Origin of the sequence: Streptomyces sp. Y2F8-2 (genome assembly GCF_014905555.1) — a bacterium.
Classification (GTDB): Bacteria; Actinomycetota; Actinomycetes; order Streptomycetales; family Streptomycetaceae; genus Streptomyces; species Streptomyces cynarae.
The window spans coordinates 142,056-162,078 of record NZ_BNGS01000002.1 but is presented as its reverse complement, the minus strand read 5'-3'; the positions used below and the strand labels follow the sequence as shown (position 1 = coordinate 162,078).

At 72.0% G+C, this 20,023-nt stretch carries 17 protein-coding genes; all 17 read left to right on the top strand.

Features of this window, described 5'->3' with window-relative positions; translation table 11 throughout:
* Window positions 1–112 precede the first annotated feature (112 nt).
* The 17 genes from SY2F82_RS06095 to SY2F82_RS06015 all read left to right on the top strand — a co-directional run bounded on the left by SY2F82_RS06095 (window position 113) and on the right by SY2F82_RS06015 (window position 19,934).
* Entirely contained in the window at window positions 113–1,630 is a 1,518-nt protein-coding gene (locus tag SY2F82_RS06095; RefSeq protein WP_200417930.1) for a sugar ABC transporter ATP-binding protein, read from the top strand.
* Window positions 1,627–2,643: an ABC transporter permease gene (locus SY2F82_RS06090; protein WP_200417929.1), complete on the top strand. Its 1,017-nt coding sequence runs from the start codon at window positions 1,627–1,629 to the stop codon at window positions 2,641–2,643. The genes SY2F82_RS06095 and SY2F82_RS06090 overlap by 4 nt, the downstream gene beginning before the upstream one ends.
* A gap of 17 nt (window positions 2,644–2,660) precedes the next feature.
* Complete coding sequence (locus SY2F82_RS06085; RefSeq protein WP_200417928.1) at window positions 2,661–3,701, top strand: substrate-binding domain-containing protein; 1,041 nt, start codon at window positions 2,661–2,663, stop codon at window positions 3,699–3,701.
* Between the two features lie 56 nt (window positions 3,702–3,757).
* Window positions 3,758–4,996, top strand: coding sequence for a Gfo/Idh/MocA family protein (locus SY2F82_RS06080; RefSeq protein ID WP_200417927.1), 1,239 nt, complete (start codon window positions 3,758–3,760; stop codon window positions 4,994–4,996).
* Between the two features lie 13 nt (window positions 4,997–5,009).
* Window positions 5,010–6,008, top strand: coding sequence for a sugar phosphate isomerase/epimerase (locus tag SY2F82_RS06075; RefSeq protein ID WP_200417926.1), 999 nt, complete (start codon window positions 5,010–5,012; stop codon window positions 6,006–6,008).
* 86 nt (window positions 6,009–6,094) lie between these two features.
* Entirely contained in the window at window positions 6,095–8,599 is a 2,505-nt protein-coding gene (locus SY2F82_RS06070; RefSeq protein ID WP_200417925.1) for a PQQ-dependent sugar dehydrogenase, read from the top strand.
* Between the two features lie 12 nt (window positions 8,600–8,611).
* Window positions 8,612–9,940: a ThuA domain-containing protein gene (locus SY2F82_RS06065; protein ID WP_200417924.1), complete on the top strand. Its 1,329-nt coding sequence runs from the start codon at window positions 8,612–8,614 to the stop codon at window positions 9,938–9,940.
* Between the two features lie 91 nt (window positions 9,941–10,031).
* Window positions 10,032–11,180: an inositol-3-phosphate synthase gene (locus SY2F82_RS06060; RefSeq protein ID WP_200417923.1), complete on the top strand. Its 1,149-nt coding sequence runs from the start codon at window positions 10,032–10,034 to the stop codon at window positions 11,178–11,180.
* Window positions 11,177–12,094, top strand: a complete 918-nt coding sequence (locus tag SY2F82_RS06055; protein WP_200417922.1) for an SCO3242 family prenyltransferase — start codon at window positions 11,177–11,179, stop codon at window positions 12,092–12,094. The genes SY2F82_RS06060 and SY2F82_RS06055 overlap by 4 nt, the downstream gene beginning before the upstream one ends.
* Window positions 12,091–13,074, top strand: coding sequence for a sugar phosphate isomerase/epimerase (locus SY2F82_RS06050; protein WP_200417921.1), 984 nt, complete (start codon window positions 12,091–12,093; stop codon window positions 13,072–13,074). The genes SY2F82_RS06055 and SY2F82_RS06050 overlap by 4 nt, the downstream gene beginning before the upstream one ends.
* Window positions 13,071–13,769, top strand: coding sequence for an EboA domain-containing protein (locus SY2F82_RS06045; protein ID WP_200417920.1), 699 nt, complete (start codon window positions 13,071–13,073; stop codon window positions 13,767–13,769). Before SY2F82_RS06050 ends, SY2F82_RS06045 begins: the two co-directional genes overlap by 4 nt.
* Window positions 13,769–14,617, top strand: a complete 849-nt coding sequence (locus tag SY2F82_RS06040; RefSeq protein WP_200417919.1) for a TatD family hydrolase — start codon at window positions 13,769–13,771, stop codon at window positions 14,615–14,617. Before SY2F82_RS06045 ends, SY2F82_RS06040 begins: the two co-directional genes overlap by 1 nt.
* 3 nt (window positions 14,618–14,620) lie before the next feature.
* The gene (eboE, locus tag SY2F82_RS06035) at window positions 14,621–15,790 is read left to right on the top strand and encodes a metabolite traffic protein EboE (RefSeq protein ID WP_200417918.1); all 1,170 of its coding nucleotides are present in this window, start codon (window positions 14,621–14,623) and stop codon (window positions 15,788–15,790) included.
* Complete coding sequence (locus tag SY2F82_RS06030) at window positions 15,787–17,208, top strand: nucleotide pyrophosphatase/phosphodiesterase family protein (RefSeq protein ID WP_200417917.1); 1,422 nt, start codon at window positions 15,787–15,789, stop codon at window positions 17,206–17,208. The genes eboE and SY2F82_RS06030 overlap by 4 nt, the downstream gene beginning before the upstream one ends.
* Window positions 17,205–18,356: a sugar phosphate isomerase/epimerase gene (locus SY2F82_RS06025; protein WP_200417916.1), complete on the top strand. Its 1,152-nt coding sequence runs from the start codon at window positions 17,205–17,207 to the stop codon at window positions 18,354–18,356. The genes SY2F82_RS06030 and SY2F82_RS06025 overlap by 4 nt, the downstream gene beginning before the upstream one ends.
* A gap of 250 nt (window positions 18,357–18,606) precedes the next feature.
* Window positions 18,607–18,963 (top strand): hypothetical protein, encoded by a 357-nt coding sequence (locus SY2F82_RS06020; protein WP_200417915.1) that lies wholly within the window; start codon window positions 18,607–18,609, stop codon window positions 18,961–18,963.
* Between the two features lie 11 nt (window positions 18,964–18,974).
* Window positions 18,975–19,934, top strand: a complete 960-nt coding sequence (locus SY2F82_RS06015) for a caspase family protein (protein ID WP_200417914.1) — start codon at window positions 18,975–18,977, stop codon at window positions 19,932–19,934.
* Window positions 19,935–20,023 lie beyond the last annotated feature (89 nt).

Here is a 20,023-nt window from a genome sequence, read left to right as displayed (position 1 = left end):
TACGGAACTCCAGCACAGCGCCCTGCTCTGCCCTGCCCTGCCCTGAAACCGCCTGCCCAGCGCAGGCGGCACGCCCTGACACCGGCCCGCACGCCCGCCGAGGGGAACCCACATGGCACCAGAACCACCGCTGCTCAGCATGTCCGGCATCACCAAGTCGTTCCCCGGGGTCCGGGCCCTCGACGGCGTCGACCTCGACGTCCAGGCCGGTGAAGTGCACTGCCTGCTCGGCCAGAACGGGGCCGGGAAGTCCACCCTCATCAAGGTCCTCGCCGGCGCCCACCAGCCCGACACCGGCACCATCCACTGGCGCGGGGAACCCGTCACGCTGCGCTCGCCGATCGCGGCCATGCGCCTGGGCATCGCCACCATCTACCAGGAACTCGACCTGGTGGAGCACCTGTCGGTGGCCGAGAACGTCCACCTGGGCCACGAACCCACGGCCGCCGGCTTCGTCGTACGGCGAAACACAGCGCGGACGTCGACGGCGCGGCTGCTGCGACGACTCGGGCACCCGGAGATCGACCCCTCCCGCCTCGTGGGCGAGCTGTCGGCGGCCCAGCAGCAGATCGTGTCCATGGCGCGGGCGCTCTCCCACGACGTACGGCTCATCGTGATGGACGAGCCGTCCGCCGCGCTCGACCCGGACGAGGTCGACAACCTGTTCCGCATCGTCGGCGATCTCACCGCCGACGGAGTCGCCGTCGTCTACATCTCGCACCGCCTGGAGGAGATCCGCCGCATCGGCGACCGGGTGACCGTGCTCAAGGACGGGCGGGCCGTCGCGGGCGGACTGCCGGCGAAGACCACACCGACCCACGACGTCGTCGCCCTGATGACGGGACGCAACGTCGAGTACGTCTTCCCCGAGCGGCCCGCGTCCCCGCCGCACGGCACACCCGTGCTGGAGGTCCGGGGCCTGGCCCGGCAGGGCGAGTTCGAGCCGCTCGACCTCGAGGTGCGCGCCGGGGAGATCGTCGGCCTGGCCGGGCTCGTCGGTTCCGGGCGCTCCGAGATCCTGGAGACCCTCTACGGAGCCCGCAGGCCCACCGCGGGACAAGTCCTCGTCGACGGGCGCCCGTTGCGCCCGGGCAGCGTGCGCGCCGCGGTGCGCGCCGGGCTGGGCCTCGCACCCGAGGAACGCAAGGCGCAGGCCCTGCTGATGCTCGAGTCCGTCACCCGCAACGTCTCGATCTCTTCCCTGTCCCGCTTCTCGCGCGGCGGCTGGATCGACCGGGGCGCGGAACGGGGCGCGGCGCGCGCGACGACCCGCGAGCTGTCCCTGCGGCCCGACAACCCGGCCGTGCCGATCCGCACCCTCTCCGGCGGGAACCAGCAGAAAGCCGTCCTCGCCCGCTGGCTGCTGCGCGGCTGCCGCGTGCTGCTGCTCGACGAACCGACCCGAGGCGTCGACGTCGGCGCCCGCGCCGAGCTGTACGCGGTCGTCCGGCGCCTGGCCGACGAGGGCCTCGCGGTGCTGCTGGTCTCCAGCGAGGTGCCCGAGGTGCTCGGCCTCGCCGACCGCGTCCTGGTCCTGCGCGAGGGCCGCGTCGTCCATACCGCGCCAGCCCGTGAGCTGGACGAACACCGCGTACTCGACCTCGTCATGGAAGGAAGCCCGGTGTCATGACGCAGCCCGTCTCCCCGCCTCGGGACACCGCCGACAAGGTGCCCGCGGCCGAACTCCCGGTCTGGCGCGTTCTGGTGGCCCGCACCGACGTCCGCACCCTGTCCCTCCTCGGCGTGCTCGCCGCACTCGTCCTCATCGGCGGGATCACCAAACCGGACGAGTTCCTCGACACCCGCAACCTCCAGCTCGTCCTCACCCAGGCCTCCGTGATCGGCGTCGTCACCGTCGGCATGACCTTCGTCATCACCTCCGGCGGCATCGACCTGTCCGTCGGCGCGATCGTCGCGCTGGCCTCGGTGTGGGCGACCACAGTCGCCACCCAGGAGTACGGCTTCGCGGGCATCCTCTTCACCGCGGTCGTCGTCGGCGTGGGCTGCGGACTGGTCAACGGCCTGCTCATCGCCTACGGCGGCATGGTCCCGTTCATCGCGACGCTCGCCATGCTGGCCTCCGCACGCGGCCTCGCCCTGCAGATCACCGACGGCAGGACGCAGATCGTCACCGTCGACGGCATCCTCAAGCTCGGCGAACGCGACTCCTACGTGCTCGGCATCCCCCCGCTCGTCCTGGTCTTCGCGGTCGTCACCGTCATCGGCTGGCTGCTGCTCAACCGCACCACCTTCGGCCGCCGCACCGTCGCCGTCGGCGGCAACGCGGAGGCGGCCCGCCTCGCCGGCATCGACGTACGCCGCCAGCGGCTGTACCTCTACCTGCTGTCGGGGCTGTGCTGCGGCATCGCCGCGTTCCTGCTGGTCATCCTGTCCGGCTCGGGCCAGAACACCAACGGCAACCTGTACGAACTCGACGCCATCGCCGCCGCGATCATCGGCGGCACCCTGCTCACCGGCGGCCGGGGCACCATCACCGGCTCCGTGCTCGGCGTCCTGGTCTTCACCACGATCACCGACATCTTCGCCCTGAACAACCTGCAGAGCGACGTCCAGCAGATCGCCAAGGGCGCGATCATCGTCGCCGCCGTGCTGGTCCAGCGCCGTACCGCGAGCACGACCTGAGGAAAGGGTTCACCGCCATGTCGCCACTCACCAGTCGCAGAGGACTGCTCTTCGGGAGCGCCGCCGTCTCCGCCGGTGCCTTCCTCGCAGGTTGCACGAGTAACGAGGTCAAGGACGACAAGCCCGCCGCGAACGACCAGCCGGCCGCCGGCGACAAGCCCGGCAAGCACGTCACCATCGGCTTCGCCGGCCCGCAGGCCGACCACGGCTGGCTCAACGCCATCAACGACAACGCCAAGAGCCGCGCCGGGAAGTACTCCGATGTGACGCTGGAGATCACCGAGGGCTCCAACGACACGGCCGCGCAGATCGGCCAGATCGAGACGCTGATCAACAAGAAGGTCGACGTGCTGGTGGTGCTGCCCGCCGACGGCAAGGCACTCACCCAGGTCGGGCTGAAGGCGATGCGCGCGGGCATCCCCGTCGTCAACCTCGACCGCGTCTTCAACACCCCGCAGGCCTACCGCTGCTGGATCGGCGGTGACAACTACGGCATGGGCCTCAACGCCGGCCACTACATCGGCGAGAAGCTCAAGGGCAAGGCGAACGCCCGCGTCATCGAGCTCGCCGGACTCGACAACCTGGAACTGACCAAACAGCGCACCCAGGGCTTCGACGACGCCCTGAAGAACTACCCGAACATCAAGAAGGTCGCCCGCCAGGCAGCCGACTTCACGGTCGAGTCGGGGCAGGCCAAGATGGCCCAACTGCTCCAGGCGCAGCCGAAGTTCGATGCTCTCTGGAATCACGACGACGACCAGGGCGTGGGCGCCCTGCGCGCCATCCAGCAGGCCGGGCGCGACGACTTCCTGATGGTCGGCGGCGCCGGGGCGCTGTCCGCGTTCCAGGCCATCAAGCAGGACAACAGCGTGCTGAAGGCGACCGTCCTGTACCCGCCGACCATGGCCGCGTCCGCGATCGACCTCGCCCGCGCCCTCGGCCAGGGCAAGGGCGTCGGCGGCCTCGCCGAGTACGAGATCCCGGCCTCCATCACGCTCTACTCGGCCGTCGTCGACAAGGACAACGTCGACCGCTACATGCCCACCGGCTTCAGGTGACGCTCCACCCGCACCCCCCACGGCGCACCACCACCAGGACGAGGAGGACCTTCCGTATGGGACAGCCGCAGCAGTCAGAAGGCGCGGAGAGCGAGACGCCGCCACCTTCCGGAACCGGCGCCGGGAAACCGCCCCTGCGCGTCGGCATGGTCGGCTACGCCTTCATGGGCGCCGCCCACTCCCAGGGCTGGCGCACCGTGGGCCGTGTCTTCGACCTTCCCCTGCGCCCGGTGATGGCCGCGATCTGCGGCCGCGACCCGGCCGCCGTGCGCGCGGCGGCCGACCGGCACGGCTGGGCGGCGGCCGAGACCGACTGGCGGGCGCTGATCGCCCGGGACGACATCGACCTCGTCGACATCTGCACCCCGGGGGACAGCCACGCCGAGATCGCGCTGGCCGCGCTCGCGGCGGGCAAGCACGTGCTGTGCGAGAAGCCCCTCGCGAACACCGTCGAGGAGGCCGAGGCGATGGCCACGGCGGCCGAAGCGGCCCACGCACGCGGTCAGCGCGCGATGGTCGGCTTCAACTACCGCCGCGTCCCCGCCACCGCGCTCGCCCGCCGCATGGTCGCCGAGGGCCGGATCGGCACCCTGCGGCACGTGCGGGTGTCGTACCTCCAGGACTGGCTGGTCGACCCTTCCTTCCCGCTGACCTGGCGGCTGCGCAAGGAATCGGCCGGCTCCGGCTCGCTCGGCGACCTCGGTGCGCACATCGTCGACCTCGCCCAGTACCTCGCGGGGGAGCGCCTGGCCGGAGTGTCCGCGCTCACCGAGACCTTCGTCCGGCAACGGCCGTTGCCCCACGGCCCGACCAGCGGGCTCAGCGCCGCATCGGCCGACGTCACCGGCGAGGTGACCGTGGACGACGCTGCCCTGTTCACCGGCCGCTTCGCCTCCGGCGCCCTCGCCTCCTTCGAGGCCACCCGGTACGCCACCGGCCGCAAGAACGCCCTGCGCATCGAACTCAACGGCGAGCGCGGCTCCCTCGCCTTCGACCTGGAGCGGCTCAACGAACTGTCGTACCACGACGCCACCGAACCCGAGGCGCACGCCGGCTTCCGCCGCATCCTGGTCACCGAACCCGACCACCCCTACCTGGACGCCTGGTGGCCGCCGGGCCACGGCCTCGGCTACGAGCACACCTTCGTCCACCAGGCCCGCGACCTCGTCCACGCGATCGCCGAGGGCACCACGCCCGACCCCTCCTTCACCGACGGGCTGCAGGTCCAGCGGGTCCTCGCCGCGGTGGAGGAGAGCGCCGAGAAGAACTCCGTCTACACGCCCATAGCGGACTGAGGGGGACTGCCGTATGCCGCGCACCTTCACCCTGTTCACCGGCCAGTGGGCCGACCTGCCCCTGGAGGAGGTCTGCCGACTCGCCCGCGACTTCGGCTACGACGGACTCGAACTCGCATGTTGGGGCGACCACTTCGAGGTCGACAAGGCCCTCGCCGACCCGTCGTACGTCGACTCCCGCCACCAGCTCCTCGACAAGTACGGCCTGAAGTGCTGGGCGATCTCCAACCACCTCGTCGGCCAGGCGGTGTGCGACGCCATCATCGACGAACGGCACCGGGCCATCCTGCCCGCCCGCATCTGGGGCGACGGCGAGCCCGAGGGAGTACGCCGGCGGGCCGCCGCGGAGATCGCGGACACCGCGCGCGCCGCTGCCGCCTTCGGCGTCGACACCGTCATCGGCTTCACCGGCTCCGCCATCTGGCACCTGGTCGCCATGTTCCCGCCGGCCCCCGAGTCGATGATCGAACGCGGCTACGAGGACTTCGCCGAGCGGTGGAACCCGATCCTCGACGTCTTCGACGCAGAGGGCGTCCGGTTCGCGCACGAGGTCCACCCGAGCGAGATCGCCTACGACTACTGGACCACCCAGCGCGCCCTGGCCGCCGTCGACCACCGACCGGCCTTCGGCCTGAACTTCGACCCCTCCCACTTCGTGTGGCAGGACCTCGACCCGGTCGGCTTCCTGTGGGACTTCCGCGACCGGATCTACCACGTCGACTGCAAGGAGGCCCGCAAGCGCCTCGACGGGCGCAACGGCCGCCTCGGCTCCCACCTGCCCTGGGGCGACCCCCGCCGCGGCTGGGACTTCGTCTCCGCCGGGCACGGCGACGTCCCCTGGGAGGACGTCTTCCGGATGCTGCGCTCCATCGACTACCAGGGGCCCGTCTCCGTGGAGTGGGAGGACGCCGGCATGGACCGGCTCCAGGGCGCCCCCGAGGCCCTGAACCGGCTGAAGGCGTACGACTTCGAGCCGCCGTCGGCCTCGTTCGACGCGGCGTTCGGCAACTGATCAGCTCCCATCAAGCTCTCCGGGATGACGGCGCATCCCGGCGTACCGCACCCGCCCGTACAACCGGCCCCATTCTGGAGGCATTCGTGCACGGGAACGACCGCACCACCCGCACCGGCAGAGTCACCGCCCACAGACGACGCCCGTCCCTGCGCAAAGCCGTCGCCCTGCTCGGCGGCGCACTGCTGGCAGGCGTGTCCCTCACCTTCGTCGCCCCCCAGGCCGGCGCAGCCGTCTCCGACACGGGGACCGCGGCGGCGGAGGACTTCCAGCAGGTCACCCTCGCCAAGGGCGAGGCCGAGGTCGGCGAGCCCATGTCGCTCGCCGTCCTCCCGGACCGCTCCGTCCTCCACACCTCCCGCGACGGCGAACTCCGCATCACCGACGCGGCGGGCAACACCCGTCTGGCCGGCAAGCTCGACGTCTACTCGCACGACGAGGAAGGCCTCCAAGGCGTCGGCGTCGACCCGGACTTCACCACCAACCGCTTCATCTACCTCTACTACGCGCCCCCGCTGAACACCCCGGCGGGCGACGCACCCGAGACCGGCACCCCGGCCGACTTCGCGCCCTTCGACGGCGTCAACCGGCTCTCCCGGTTCGTCCTGAAGACCGACGGGACACTGGATGCGGCGAGCGAGAAGAAGATTCTCGACGTGCCCGCCTCCCGCGGCATCTGCTGCCATGTCGGCGGTGACATCGACTTCGACGCCGCCGGGAACCTGTACCTGTCGACCGGTGACGACACCAACCCCTTCCAGTCGGACGGCTTCACCCCCATCGACGAACGCTCCGACCGCAACCCGGCCTTCGACGCGCAGCGCTCGGCCGGCAACACCAACGACCTTCGCGGCAAGATCCTGCGCATCAAGGTGAACGCGGACGGCTCGTACGCGATACCCGACGGCAACCTCTTCCCGCCCGGCACGGACAGGACACGGCCCGAGATCTACGCGATGGGCTTCCGCAACCCGTTCCGCTTCAGCGTCGACAAGCAGACCGGCATCCTCTACGTCGGCGACTACGGCCCCGACGCCGGAGCCGCCGACCCGAACCGCGGCCCCGCCGGCCAGGTCGAGTTCGCCCGCGTCACCGGCCCCGGCAACTTCGGCTGGCCGTACTGCACCGGCGCCAACGACGCCTATGTGGACTACGACTTCGCGACGAAGGCGTCGGGCGCGCGCTTCGACTGCGCCGCACCGAAGAACACTTCGCCGCACAACACCGGCCTGACCGACCTGCCGCCGGCCCAGCCCGCCTGGATCCCCTACAACGGCCCGTCCGTGCCCGAGTTCGGCGACGGCTCCGAGTCCCCGATGGGCGGCCCGGTCTACCACTACGACCCGGCGCTCGACTCGCCGGTGAAGTTCCCGCAGGCGTATGACGGCAACTTCTTCGCGGGCGAGTTCGGCCGCCGCTGGATCAAGCGGATCGTGACCGACGCCGACGGCACCGTGCAGTCCATCAACCCCTTCCCCTGGTCCGGCACCCAGATCATGGACATGGCGTTCGGGCCCGACGGCGCCCTGTACGTCCTCGACTACGGCACCGCCTGGTTCGGCGGCGACGAGCACTCGGCCCTGTACCGCATCGAGAACGCCACCGACGGCCACTCGCCGGTCGCCCAGGCCGCGGCCGACCGCACCTCCGGGCAGGCGCCGCTGAAGGTGACGTTCTCCTCCGCGGGCACCGGCGACCAGGACGGCGACGCGCTCACCTACAGCTGGGACTTCGGCGACGGGACCACCTCGACGGCGGCCGACCCGACCCACAAGTACAAGAAGAACGGCACCTACACGGCCACGCTGACCGCCAAGGACCCCTCCGGGCGCACCGGCAGCGCGAGCGTGCAGATCGTCGTCGGCAACACCGCGCCCAAGGTGGTGCTCGAGCTCCCGCAGGACGGACAGCTGTTCAGCTTCGGGGACGCCATCCCCTTCAAGGTGAAGGTCACCGACCCGGAGGACGGCGCGGCCGTCGACTGCTCGAAGGTCAAGGTCACCTTCGTCCTCGGCCACGACTCCCACGGCCACCCGCTCACCTCGGCCAACGGCTGCTCCGGCACCATCCAGACCAGCGCGGACGGCGGCCATGACGACGACGCCAACATCTTCGGCGTCTTCGACGCCGAGTACACCGACGGCGGAGGCGGCGGCCAGGCCCCCCTCACCTCGCACGACCGGAACGTCACCCAGCCCCGGCACCGCCAGGCCGAGCACTTCAGCACCTCTTCCGGTGTCTCGGTGATCGCCAAGGACACCGCGCACGGCGGCAGGACGGTCGGCGACATCGACAACGGCGACTGGATCTCCTTCACGCCGTACGTGCTGAGCGACGCCAAGAAGATCACGGCGCGCATCGCCTCCGGTGGCGCGGGCGGCACCCTCGAGGTCCGCGCGGGCTCGGCGACGGGCACCCTGCTCGGCAAGGCGACCGTGCCGGTCACGGGCGGCTGGGAGAACTTCCAGGACGTCAGCGCGGGCCTGTCCCGCGCGCCGAGGGGCACGACCACGCTCTACCTGGTCTTCAAGGGGAGCACCGGTTCCGGCGCCCTGTTCGACGTGGACGACTTCACCTTCACGACCGGCTGAGAGGAGGACGGCATGCACACGACCGGACGGCTGACGACGGCCGCGCTGGGCGCCGCCCTGCTCCTCGGCGGTGTCACCCAGCCCGCGGCCCCGCACTCCGAGGACGGCACACGGGTGCTGGTCTTCTCCAAGACGGCCGGCTTCCGGCACGACTCGATCCCGGACGGCATCGCGGCGGTGAAGCAGCTCGGCGAGACGGGCGGCTTCACGGTCGACGCGACGGAGGACGCCGGCGCCTTCACCCCGTCGAACCTGCGGCGGTACGACGCCGTCGTGTTCCTGTCCACGACGGGGGACGTGCTGGACTCCGCCCAGCAGAGCGCCTTCGAGGACTACATCCGCCGGGGCGGCGGCTATGTGGGCATCCACGCGGCCGCCGACACCGAGTACGACTGGGCGTTCTACGGCGGCCTCGCCGGCGCCTACTTCCAGTCGCACCCGGCGATCCAGCCGGCCACGGTGAACGTCGAGGACCGCGCCCATCCGGCGACCTCGGAGCTCGGCCGGACCTGGCAACGCACCGACGAGTGGTACAACTACCGCTCGAATCCCCGGGAGAGGGCCCACGTCCTCGCCTCGCTCGACGAGTCCTCGTACACCGGCGGCACCATGAACGGCGACCACCCGATCGCCTGGTGCCAGAACTACCAGGGCGGCCGCGCCTTCTACACCGGTGGCGGCCACACCAAGGAGTCCTACGCCGACCCCGCCTTCCGCCGGCACCTGCTGGGCGGCATCCGGTGGGCCGTGGGCGACGCCCAGGCGGACTGCCGCCCGGAGAACGGCTACCGTCCGCTCTTCGACGGCACCTCGCTCGAAGGCTGGAAACAAGCGGGCCCGGGCTCCTTCACCCTGGACGCCGACGGCACCCTGACGTCGCAGGGCGGCATGGGCCTGCTGTGGTACGCCGCGTCGGGCTTCTCCTCGTACTCGCTGAAGCTCGACTGGAAGACGGCCGGCGACGACAACTCCGGTGTGTTCGTGGGCTTCCCGCCCTCGGACGACCCGTGGTCGGCCGTGAACAACGGCTACGAGGTCCAGATCGACGCCACGGACGTGCCCGAGAAGACCACGGGGTCCGTCTACGGCTTCCAGTCCGCCGACCTGAAGAAGCGCGACCGTGCGCTGAACCCGCCGGGGGAGTGGAACACGTACGAGATCCGCGTGGAGGGCGAACGCCTGCGCGTCTGGCTCAACGGCGTGAAGATCAACGACTTCACCAACACCGATCCGGCCCGGAGCCTCACCGACGGACACATCGGCATCCAGAACCACGGTGCCGGCGACCAGGTGTCCTTCCGTGACATCCGGATCAAGGAGCTGCCCGTCAAGGGCAAGTGAGCGGCGGCGGGCGGGGGACGCCGGACTCCCGCCCGCCGCTTTCCTCCCGTCCCCGTTGAGGTTCCCCGTACGACAAGGAGGCTGCCTGCCCATGTCCGCATCCCCTGCCCGAGCCCCTCTCGGGGTGTGGCTGATCGGCGCCCGCGGTTCCGTCGCCACGACCGTCGTCGCGGGTTGCGCCGCCGTGACCGCGGGCCTGCACCCGCCCACGGGCATGGTCACCGAGACCCCCGTCTTCGCGGACAGCGGCCTTGTGGCCCTGTCGTCCCTGGTATTCGGCGGTCACGACACGGTGGACTGCCCCCTGCCCAAACGCGCGGAAGCCCTCGCCGCGGGCGGCGTACTGCCACCCGGTCTGCCCTCCGCCGTCGCGGCCGAACTCGCCGCCGCCGACCGGGAGATCAGACCGGGCGGCCCCCTGCCCGGGGACACCCGGGACGAGGAACAGCAGATCGACGCCTTCGCCGCCGACATCCAGGACTTCGTACGACGCCGGGGGCTCGCGAGTGCGGTGGTGGTGAACGTGGCGTCCACCGAGCCTCCGGCCACCGGCGACCGTCTTCCGCCCAGCTCGCTGTACGCGGCGGCGGCCCTGCGCGCGGGCTGCCCGTATGTGAACTTCACCCCGTCCACGGGCCTGCACCACCCGGCGCTGGCGTCGCCGGCTGCGGCGAGCGGTCTGCCCCACGCGGGCCGGGACGGCAAGACGGGGCAGACCCTGCTGCGGTCGGTGCTGGGCCCGATGTTCGCGCAGCGTGCCCTCACGGTGCGGGCCTGGTCCGGGACCAACCTGCTCGGAGGCGGAGACGGCGCGTCCCTGGCCGACCCGGCCGCGGCAGCCGCGAAGAACGCCGGCAAGGAGCGGGTCCTCGCCGACACCCTCGGCGCGGGGGTCGAGGGCGAGGTCCACATCGACGACGTGCCCGCCCTCGGCGACTGGAAGACCGCCTGGGACCACGTCGCCTTCGACGGCTTCCTCGGCGCGCGCATGGTGCTGCAGACCATCTGGCAGGGCTGCGACTCGGCACTGGCCGCCCCGCTGGTCCTGGACCTGGCCCGGCTGACACTGCGCGCCCACGAGACCGGCCTGTCCGGCCCGCTCACCGACCTGGGCTTCTACTTCAAGGACCCGGTCGGGGACGGGCCGTCGGCGCTCGGGGAGCAGTACGCGGCACTGACGGACTTCGCGCGGCGACTGCGGCAGGCACCCGCTGGGCAGCGGGCGGGGGAGGCCCGATGAGCGGGAGCACCGGGGACCGCGGAGGCCCACGTGCCTGGGCCGAACTGCTGCGCCTCCCCGCGCTGTTCACCGTCCCCGGTGACGCGCTGGCCGGCGCGGCCGCCGTCCGCGCCCGTCCCAGCCGCAGCACACTGCTGGCCATCGGCTCCTCCCTGTGCCTCTACGAGGCGGGCATGGCCCTCAACGACTGGGCCGACCGCGCCGAGGACGCCGTGGAACGCCCGCACCGCCCCCTGCCCTCCGGCCGGATCCGCCCCACCGCCGCTCTCACGGCGGCCTGCGCCTTCACGACGGCCGGGCTGGCCCTCGCGGCCCGCTCCGGCCGCCCCGCACTCACCGTGGCGGCCCCCCTGGCGGCGACCGTCTGGGCGTACGACCTGGCCCTGAAACGCACCCCGGCGGGCCCGGCCGCGATGGCGGCGGCCCGCGGCCTGGACCTGCTCCTGGGCGCCGCGGCCACCACGGGCCGCATCCGCCCGGCCCTGCGCCCGGCCGCCCTCCTCGCCGGCCACACCCTGGCACTCACCACCGTGTCCCGCCGGGAAACCAGCGGCGGCTCGCCCTTGCCCGCTCTGGCCGCGCTGGCCACGACGGGGGTTCTGGCCCGATCGCTGACCCGGGGGCGCACCCGGCCGGCCACCGCCGCGCGCCCGGCCCACTCCCGCACCGCAGCCGACACCCTGCGGGGAGCGCTCGCCGCCGTCTACGCCGCGACCGCCGCCCGCCCCTACCTCCACGCCGCCCTCAACCCGTCACCCCCGCTCACCCAACGCGCCGTCGGCGGCGGCATCCGCGCCACGATCCCGCTCCAGGCCGCGCTGTCCGCCCGCTCCGGCGCCCCGGTCACGGCCCTGCTGACCGCGGCCCTGGCCCCGTCGGCGGCCAGGTTCGCGAGGAAGGTGAGCGTCACATGAGCGTGCTGCCCTCCCCGAGCACCCCGGCGTCCGCCGCGGCCCCCGGCGGCACGCCGCTCCGCTTCGGCTACGGCACCAACGGCCTCGCCGACCTCCGCCTCGACGACGCACTCGCCCTGCTCTCCGACCTCGGCTACGACGGCGTCGGACTGACCCTCGACCACATGCACCTCGACCCGCTCGCCCCCGACCTCGCCGCCCGCACCCGCCGGGTCGCCCACCGGCTGGACGCGCTCGGCCTGGAGGTCACCGTCGAGACGGGCGCCCGCTATGTGCTCGACCCGCGCCGCAAACACGGCCCCTCTCTGCTGGACCCGGACCCGGACGACCGCGCCCGCCGCATCGACCTGCTGACCCGGGCCGTCGGCGTCGCGGCCGACCTCGGCGCGCACGCCGTGCACTGCTTCAGCGGCGTCACCCCCGCCGGAACCGACGACGACACGGCGTGGACACGGCTGGCCACCGCCCTCACCCCCGTCCTGGAGGCCGCCACCGCCGCCGGTGTCCCCCTCGCCGTCGAACCCGAACCCGGACACCTCCTCGCCACCCTCGCCGACTTCCACCGCCTGCGCCACGCCCTCGGCGACCCCGAACACCTCGGCCTCACCCTCGACCTCGGCCACTGCCTGTGCCTCGAACCCCTCTCTCCCGCCGACTGCGTACGCGCCGCCGCGCCCTGGCTGCGCCACGTCCAGATCGAGGACATGCGCCGCGGCGTCCACGAACACCTGCCCTTCGGAGAGGGCGACCTCGACGTCCCGGCCGTCCTCGGTGCTCTGTCCGCCGCCGCCTACCGGGGCCTGACCGTCGTCGAACTGCCCCGTCATTCCCACGCCGGACCCCACTTCGCCGCGATCTCCCTCCCCTTCCTCCGCACCGCGGCGGCCTCCTCCACCGGGCGGCGGCTCCCACCGGACGCCCCGCCCCCCGCACCACCTGCCGGCGAGCCCTCCGCCATCCCCGAAGGGAGCACCGCATGAGCCACCCGCAGGCCACGCAGCCCACCCCCACGATCGGCACCGGGCTCGCCCTCACCCCACCGGCCGAGTTGCGCGCCCACCTCGACGCCCGGCTCCCCGCGGCGGCCCGCGCCTGGCTCGACCAGGCCCTCGACGAGGCGGCCGCCCAGCCCGGCACCCACGGGCCCATCTCCGTGTGGGAGTTGCGCCTCGCCGAGGCCGGCCGCCGGTGCGGCACCGCCCACGCCGACGCCGCCCGCGTCCTCATCCTGCACGCGGCGCACCCCGACGCGGACGGGCTCACCCGCGTCTACCACCAGGGCACCGCCGACGAACGCCGCGCCGTCCTGCACGCTCTGCCCCACCTCCTGCCGGGCCCGGAAGGACTGCCACTCGTCGAGGACGCGCTGCGCACCAACGACACCCGGCTCCTCGCCGCCGCCGTCGGCCCCTACGCCGCCCGGCACCTCAGCCCCCACCTGTGGCGGCAGGCGGTCCTGAAGTGCCTGTTCACCGGGGTCGGCGTGGACTGCGTGGCCGGCCTGCCCGGGCGCGCCCGCGGCGACACCGAACTGGCCCGCATGCTCGGCGACTACGCCGCGGAACGCACCGCCGCGGGCCGTCCCGTGCCCGACGACCTGTACCGCGTGCTGGCCCTCACCGAACCGGCGCCCGCGCCGCACTCCACGGACGCCCCCCACGGCAAGGAGTCCTGATGCGCATCTTCGACCCCCACATCCACATGACGTCCAGGACGACCGACGACTACGAGGCCATGTACGCCGCGGGCGTCCGCGCCGTCGTCGAGCCCTCCTTCTGGCTCGGCCAGCCCCGCACCTCTCCCGCCTCCTTCCTCGACTACTTCGACTCCCTCCTCGGCTGGGAGCCCTTCCGCGCCGCCCAGTACGGCATCGCCCACCACTGCACCCTCGCTCTCAACCCCAAGGAGGCGAACGACCCCCGCTGCCTCCCCGTCCTCGACGAACTGCCCCGGTATCTCGTCAAGGACCAGGTCGTCGCCGTCGGGGAGATCGGCTACGACTCCATGACCCCCGCCGAGGACACCGCCCTCGCCGCCCAGCTCCAGCTCGCCGCCGACCATGAACTGCCGGCGCTCGTCCACACCCCGCACCGTGACAAGCTCGCCGGGCTGCGCCGCACCCTCGACGTCGTCCGGGAGTCCGCGCTCCCGCCGGACCGGGTCCTGGTCGACCACCTCAACGAGACCACCGTCAAGGAGGCCAAGGCCGGCGGCTGCTGGCTGGGGTTCTCCGTCTATCCCGACACCAAGATGGACGAGCGGCGGATGGTCGCGATCCTGCGCGCGTACGGGCCCGAGCGGGTCCTGGTGAACTCCGCCGCCGACTGGGGCAGGAGCGACCCGCTGAAGACCCGCAAGGTCGCCGACGCGATGCTCGCCGAGGGATTCACCGAGGACGACGTGGACCTGGTGCTGTGGCGCAACCCCGTCGCGTTCTACGGGCTCAGCGGCCGCCTCACCCTCGACGTGGCCGCCACCGCGCCCACGCACGAGGGCAACTCCGTGCTGCGCGGCGGGGAGTGAGCGATGCGTTTCCGGCACCCCGACGGCTCCACCGTCCACCTCGCCTACTGCACCAACGTCCACCCGGCCGAAACCCTCGACGGTGTCATCGCCCAGCTCCGCGACCACTGCGAGCCCGTGCGCCGCCGCCTCGGCCGTGACCGCCTCGGCATCGGCCTGTGGCTCGCCGGGGACGCCGCCCGCACCCTCGTCACCGATCCGTCCGCCCTGCGCGGCCTGCGTGCCGAACTCGACCGCCGTGGCCTCGAGGTCGTCACCCTCAACGGCTTCCCGTATGAAGGCTTCGGCGCCGAGGAGGTCAAGTACCGCGTCTACAAGCCGGACTGGGCCGACCCGGAACGCCTCGACCACACCACCGCCCTGGCCCGCGTCCTCGCCGTCCTGCTCCCGGACGACGTCACCGAGGGCAGCATCTCCACCCTGCCCCTCGCCTGGCGCACCGCCCATGACGCCGAGCGCGCCGAGGGGGCCCGCACCGCCCTTCGCTCCCTCGCCGCACGCCTCGACGCCCTCGCGGAGCTGACCGGCCGCTCCATCCGCGTCGGCCTGGAGCCGGAACCCGGCTGCACCGTCGAGACCACCGGCGACGCCATCGCCCCCCTGACCGCGATCGCCCACGACCGCATCGGCATCTGCCTCGACACCTGCCACCTCGCCACCTCCTTCGAAGACCCGCACACCGCCCTGGACACGCTCACCCGAGCCCGCGTCCCCGTCGTCAAATCGCAACTCTCAGCCGCACTGCACGCCGAACACCCCCACCTGCCGGAGGTCCGCGAGGCGCTCGCCGCCTTCGCCGAACCCCGCTTCCTGCACCAGACCCGCACCCTCACCGCCGCGGGCCTGCGCGGCACCGACGACCTCCCGCAGGCGCTGAAGGGCGACACCCTTCCCGACACCGCGCCCTGGCGCGCCCACTTCCACGTCCCGCTGCACGCGACACCCGCCGCGCCCCTCACCTCCACACTCCCCGTCCTCCGTGCCGCCCTGACCCGGCTCGTCGGCGGACCGCACCCGCTCACCCGCCACCTCGAGGTCGAGACGTACACCTGGCAGGCCCTCCCGCCGGAGCTGCGGCCCCGCGCCCGCGCCCAGCTCGCCGACGGCATCGCCGCCGAACTCACGCTGGCCCGCGACCTGCTGACGGACCTCGGCCTGAAGGAGCTTCCATGAGCGCCCCGACCGGCACCGGCCCCACCCCACTCCTCGTCCTGGACGTCGTCGGCCTCACCCCCCGTCTCCTCGACCACATGCCCCGCCTCCAGGCGCTCGCCCGGTCCGGCTCCCGCGCACCGCTCGGCACCGTCCTGCCCGCCGTCACCTGCGCCGCCCAGTCCACCTTCCTGACCGGCGCCCTGCCGTCCGAGCACGGCATCGTCGGCAACGGCTGGTACTTCCGCGAACTCGGCGACGTCCTGCTGTGGCGACAGCACAACGGCCTCGTCGCCGGCGACAGGCTGTGGGACGCCGCCCGCCGCGCCCACCCCGGCTACACGGTCGCCAATATCTGCTGGTGGTACGCCATGGGCGCCGACACCGACATCACCGTCACGCCTCGTCCCGTCTACTACTCCGACGGCCGCAAGGAACCCGACTGCTACACCAGGCCCCCGGCCCTGCACGACGAACTCACCGCGAAGCTGGGCACGTTCCCCCTCTTCCACTTCTGGGGGCCGGGCGCCGACCTGGTCTCCAGCCAGTGGATCATCGACGCGACCCGCCACATCCTGCGTACCCGGCATCCCGACCTGGCGCTCTGCTACCTCCCGCACCTCGACTACGACCTGCAGCGCTTCGGCCCCGACGACCCGCGCTCGGCGAAGGCTGCCGCGGACCTGGACGCCGCGCTGGCGCCGCTGCTGGACGACGCCCGCGCCGAGGGCCGTACCGTCGTGGCGCTGTCCGAGTACGGCATCACCCGCGTGAACCGTCCCGTCGACATCAACCGCGCCCTGCGCCATGCCGGACTGCTCGAGGTGCACACGCAGGACGGCATGGAGTACCTCGATCCGATGGCCTCACGAGCGTTCGCGGTCGCCGACCACCAGATCGCCCACGTCTATGTGCGCCGCCCCGAGGACCTCGACGTCACCCGGGCCGCCCTCACCGGCCTGCCCGGCATCGAGCAACTCCTGGACGACGAGGGCAAGAAGACCCATCACCTCGACCACCCGCGCTCCGGCGAACTCGTCGCCGTCGCGGAGCCGGACGCCTGGTTCACGTACTACTACTGGCTCGACGACGCCCGTGCGCCCGACTTCGCGCGGCTCGTCGACATCCACCGCAAACCCGGCTACGACCCGGCCGAACTCTTCATGGACCCCCTCGACCCCTACGTCAAGGTCAGAGCGGCCACGGCCCTTGCGCGCAAGAAACTCGGCATGCGCTACCGCATGGCGGTCGTGCCCCTCGACCCGTCACCTGTTCGCGGCAGCCACGGCCGCCTCCCCGCGAGCGACGACGACGGTCCGCTCCTCATCTGCTCCACCCCCCGTGCCGTCGGTGACCGCGTCGCGGCCACCGATGTGAAGTCACTGCTGCTGACACTCGCCGGTCTCCATGACGGCCAGTCCGGAAAGAGGCACCCGTGAACGACACCCACACCACCGACGACGCCCTGCGTCGCACCCTCGGCATCGACCGCCGCCGCTTCCTCAGCACCTGCACCGCCGTCGCGGCGGGCGCGATCGCCGCCCCCGTCTTCGGAGCGGCCCCCGTGCACGCCGCCGGGGATGCCGACTCCGCCGAGGCCACCGCCCCCGGGCATGCGCTCGTCCCCGCCGACAGACGCGGCATCATCCTCTACACCGTCCGCGACGCCATCGGCCGCGACCCCCTCTCGACCCCCCTGCCCTCCGGTTTCCGCGCCGTGTTCGAGCAGCTCGCCCGCTTCGGCTACCGACAGGTCGAGTTCGCCGGCTACGGCCAGCACGCCAACGCCCCCGGCGGGGCCGGCCTTGAATCCGTCGCGGGCGCCAAGCTGCTGCGCGGCTGGCTCGACGACTACGGGCTGCGCGCCCAGGGCAACCACGGTTTCATACCCCCGTCCTGGCCGCTGACCACCGCCGACGTCGACACCTTCAAGAAGCACCTGGAGATCGCCAACATCCTCGGCATGGCCCATATGGGCACCGGCGGCGACCCGACCAGCAGCTCCTACAAGGCCGACTGGGACGTAGCCGCCGACAAGTGGCACACCCTCGGTGAGATCGCCCGCAGCGCCGGCATCAAGCTGTACACCCACAACCACGACGCCGCCTACGGCTTCCTGCTCGACGGCGGTCCGCTCGACGCCCAGGGCCGCCCCACCCGCAGCTCCGGCATCCGCAAGCTCGAGTACTTCCTCACCATCACCGACCCGCAGCTGATCTGGCTGGAGATGGACGTCTTCTGGGCGCACGTCGCCCAGTACAAGTTCCGCACCTACACCGCCCACGACGGCTCCACGCAGGAGAGGATCTTCGACCCGGCCGGCCTGGTCGAGCGGTACAACAAGCGTTACCCGCTCTTCCACGCCAAGGACGGCGTCGTCAACACCGGCAACGGCATGGGCTACGACATGGTCCCGTTCGGCACCGGCGTCATCGACTACACGACGTTCTTCTCCCGGGTCGGCCACCGCAACTACCACAACCCGATGGTCGAGCAGGACAACGCCCCCAGCACCACCGACCCCGCCCAGTCGCTGCGGCACGCACGCATCGGCTACGAAAACCTGGCCGCCCTGCGCCGCAGGTAGCACCACCCGAGGAGGCCCTTCCCGCAACCGGACGGGGAGGGTCTCCCTGTTCGTCGCACCCCAGCGTCGTCGTATGGTCAACGCTCCGCGGGCAGGCTACTCTCTGAGTCCCGTCGACGTTTGACGACATTGCCTCAACTAGAGCCGGTCCAGGCACAGTTGAGGTATGTGTCTGGATGTGTCGCTGTCGGAAAGGTGCCACGCGGGTCACGATTCAGCCGGTCGCAGGGGGAGGTCCACGGTGTCTCATATGATCTTCGGCTTCGATGGGGACGAGCAGACGGTGGCGGGACACACACAGAGCCTCGCGGCCTGGTTCGACGACACGGAGAACCTGGCGCGCGCGGAGATCACCAAGCTGTCCCGTCCGCCTGTTCCGGGGCGCCAGGGAGCGTTCGACGAGGCGCTCCGTGTCTACGCCGAGTCCGGACAGGTGCTGGCTGCCGCCCTGACCGCGTACTGCAACTGGCTGCTGTACCGGGTGAAGAGCCGGAGCGTGCCGGTCAAGGTGACGTGTCCCAACGGGGTCGAGATCACCGCCACGGCACGGTCCGAGCAGGACGTCCCGCGGATCAAGGCAAAGATCCTGCGGGACTGCGCGATGTGAGGAGAGACCGGATGAGCCTGTCGTGGCCTACGCGTCTGATCGACCGGGAGAACTCGTGGGCGGTACTGGTGGGCACGTCCGAGCAGGTGCATCCCAGCAACCTGCCTGGGATTCCGCAGGCGGCGTCCAGCATCGAGGACCTCGGGCGGGCGCTGACCGGACCCCAGGGCCTGTTCGCCGAGGAGCGCGTGCTGTCGGTCGGCAACCCCAAGAGCATCGATGAAGTCCTCGGCGCGCTCGACCGCATCGCGGGGGAGAAGCCGGACGTCGTGCTCTTCTACTTCGTGGGACACGGCATGCAGGCGTCCCTCGCCGGGGACGGCAGCGGACGCACGGAGCTGTTCCTGGCGCTGGTCGGGTCGATAGACGAGCGAAACGAAGCCGTGCGCACGGGGCTGCCGATCAGCGCCGTCTTCAGCCGGCTGCGCTACCTGCGGCCCAAGCAGGCCGTCGTCATGCTCGACTGCTGCTTCGCCAGCCGAGCTCTGGACGACCCGAGCGCGGGCGACGTGCACGTCCTGTGCGCGACCGGCAGGACGACACCCGCCCTCTACGACCTGACGGACCGGCACACCGGGTTCACCGGGAGCCTGCTGCGGCTCCTGGAGGAGGGCATTCCGGACGGGCCGCAGTACCTGGATCTGCAGACCGTCTTCCACTACCTGTCGGTGATCCTGCCGACCACCGCCTGCGCCGCCTCCCAGGAAGCGAACGGCGGCCTCCCCCGGCCCCGGCAGCGCACCACGGACCACCGGGGGAGCCTGGCGCTGGCCCGCAACGCCGCGTTCGGCACGGCCCTGACCGAGGAGGGGCTCTCGGCACGCGCCGAGTTCGCCCGCAAGGTCGCGGCCCTGGGCAACGATCCGCTCCTCGATGCCGGCGAGCAGCGCATGCTGATGGCGCACGCGGCCGAACTCTTCGCGGGGATCGCGAAGGACACGGGCGACCTACGCAAGACCCAGGTGTCCTGACCTGCGTGAACAACCCTGCGGGTCACCACACCTGGCCCGTTGCGGCACCAGCGCGTGCGGGCCGGCCACGGCGCCGGTCGCCGCACGTG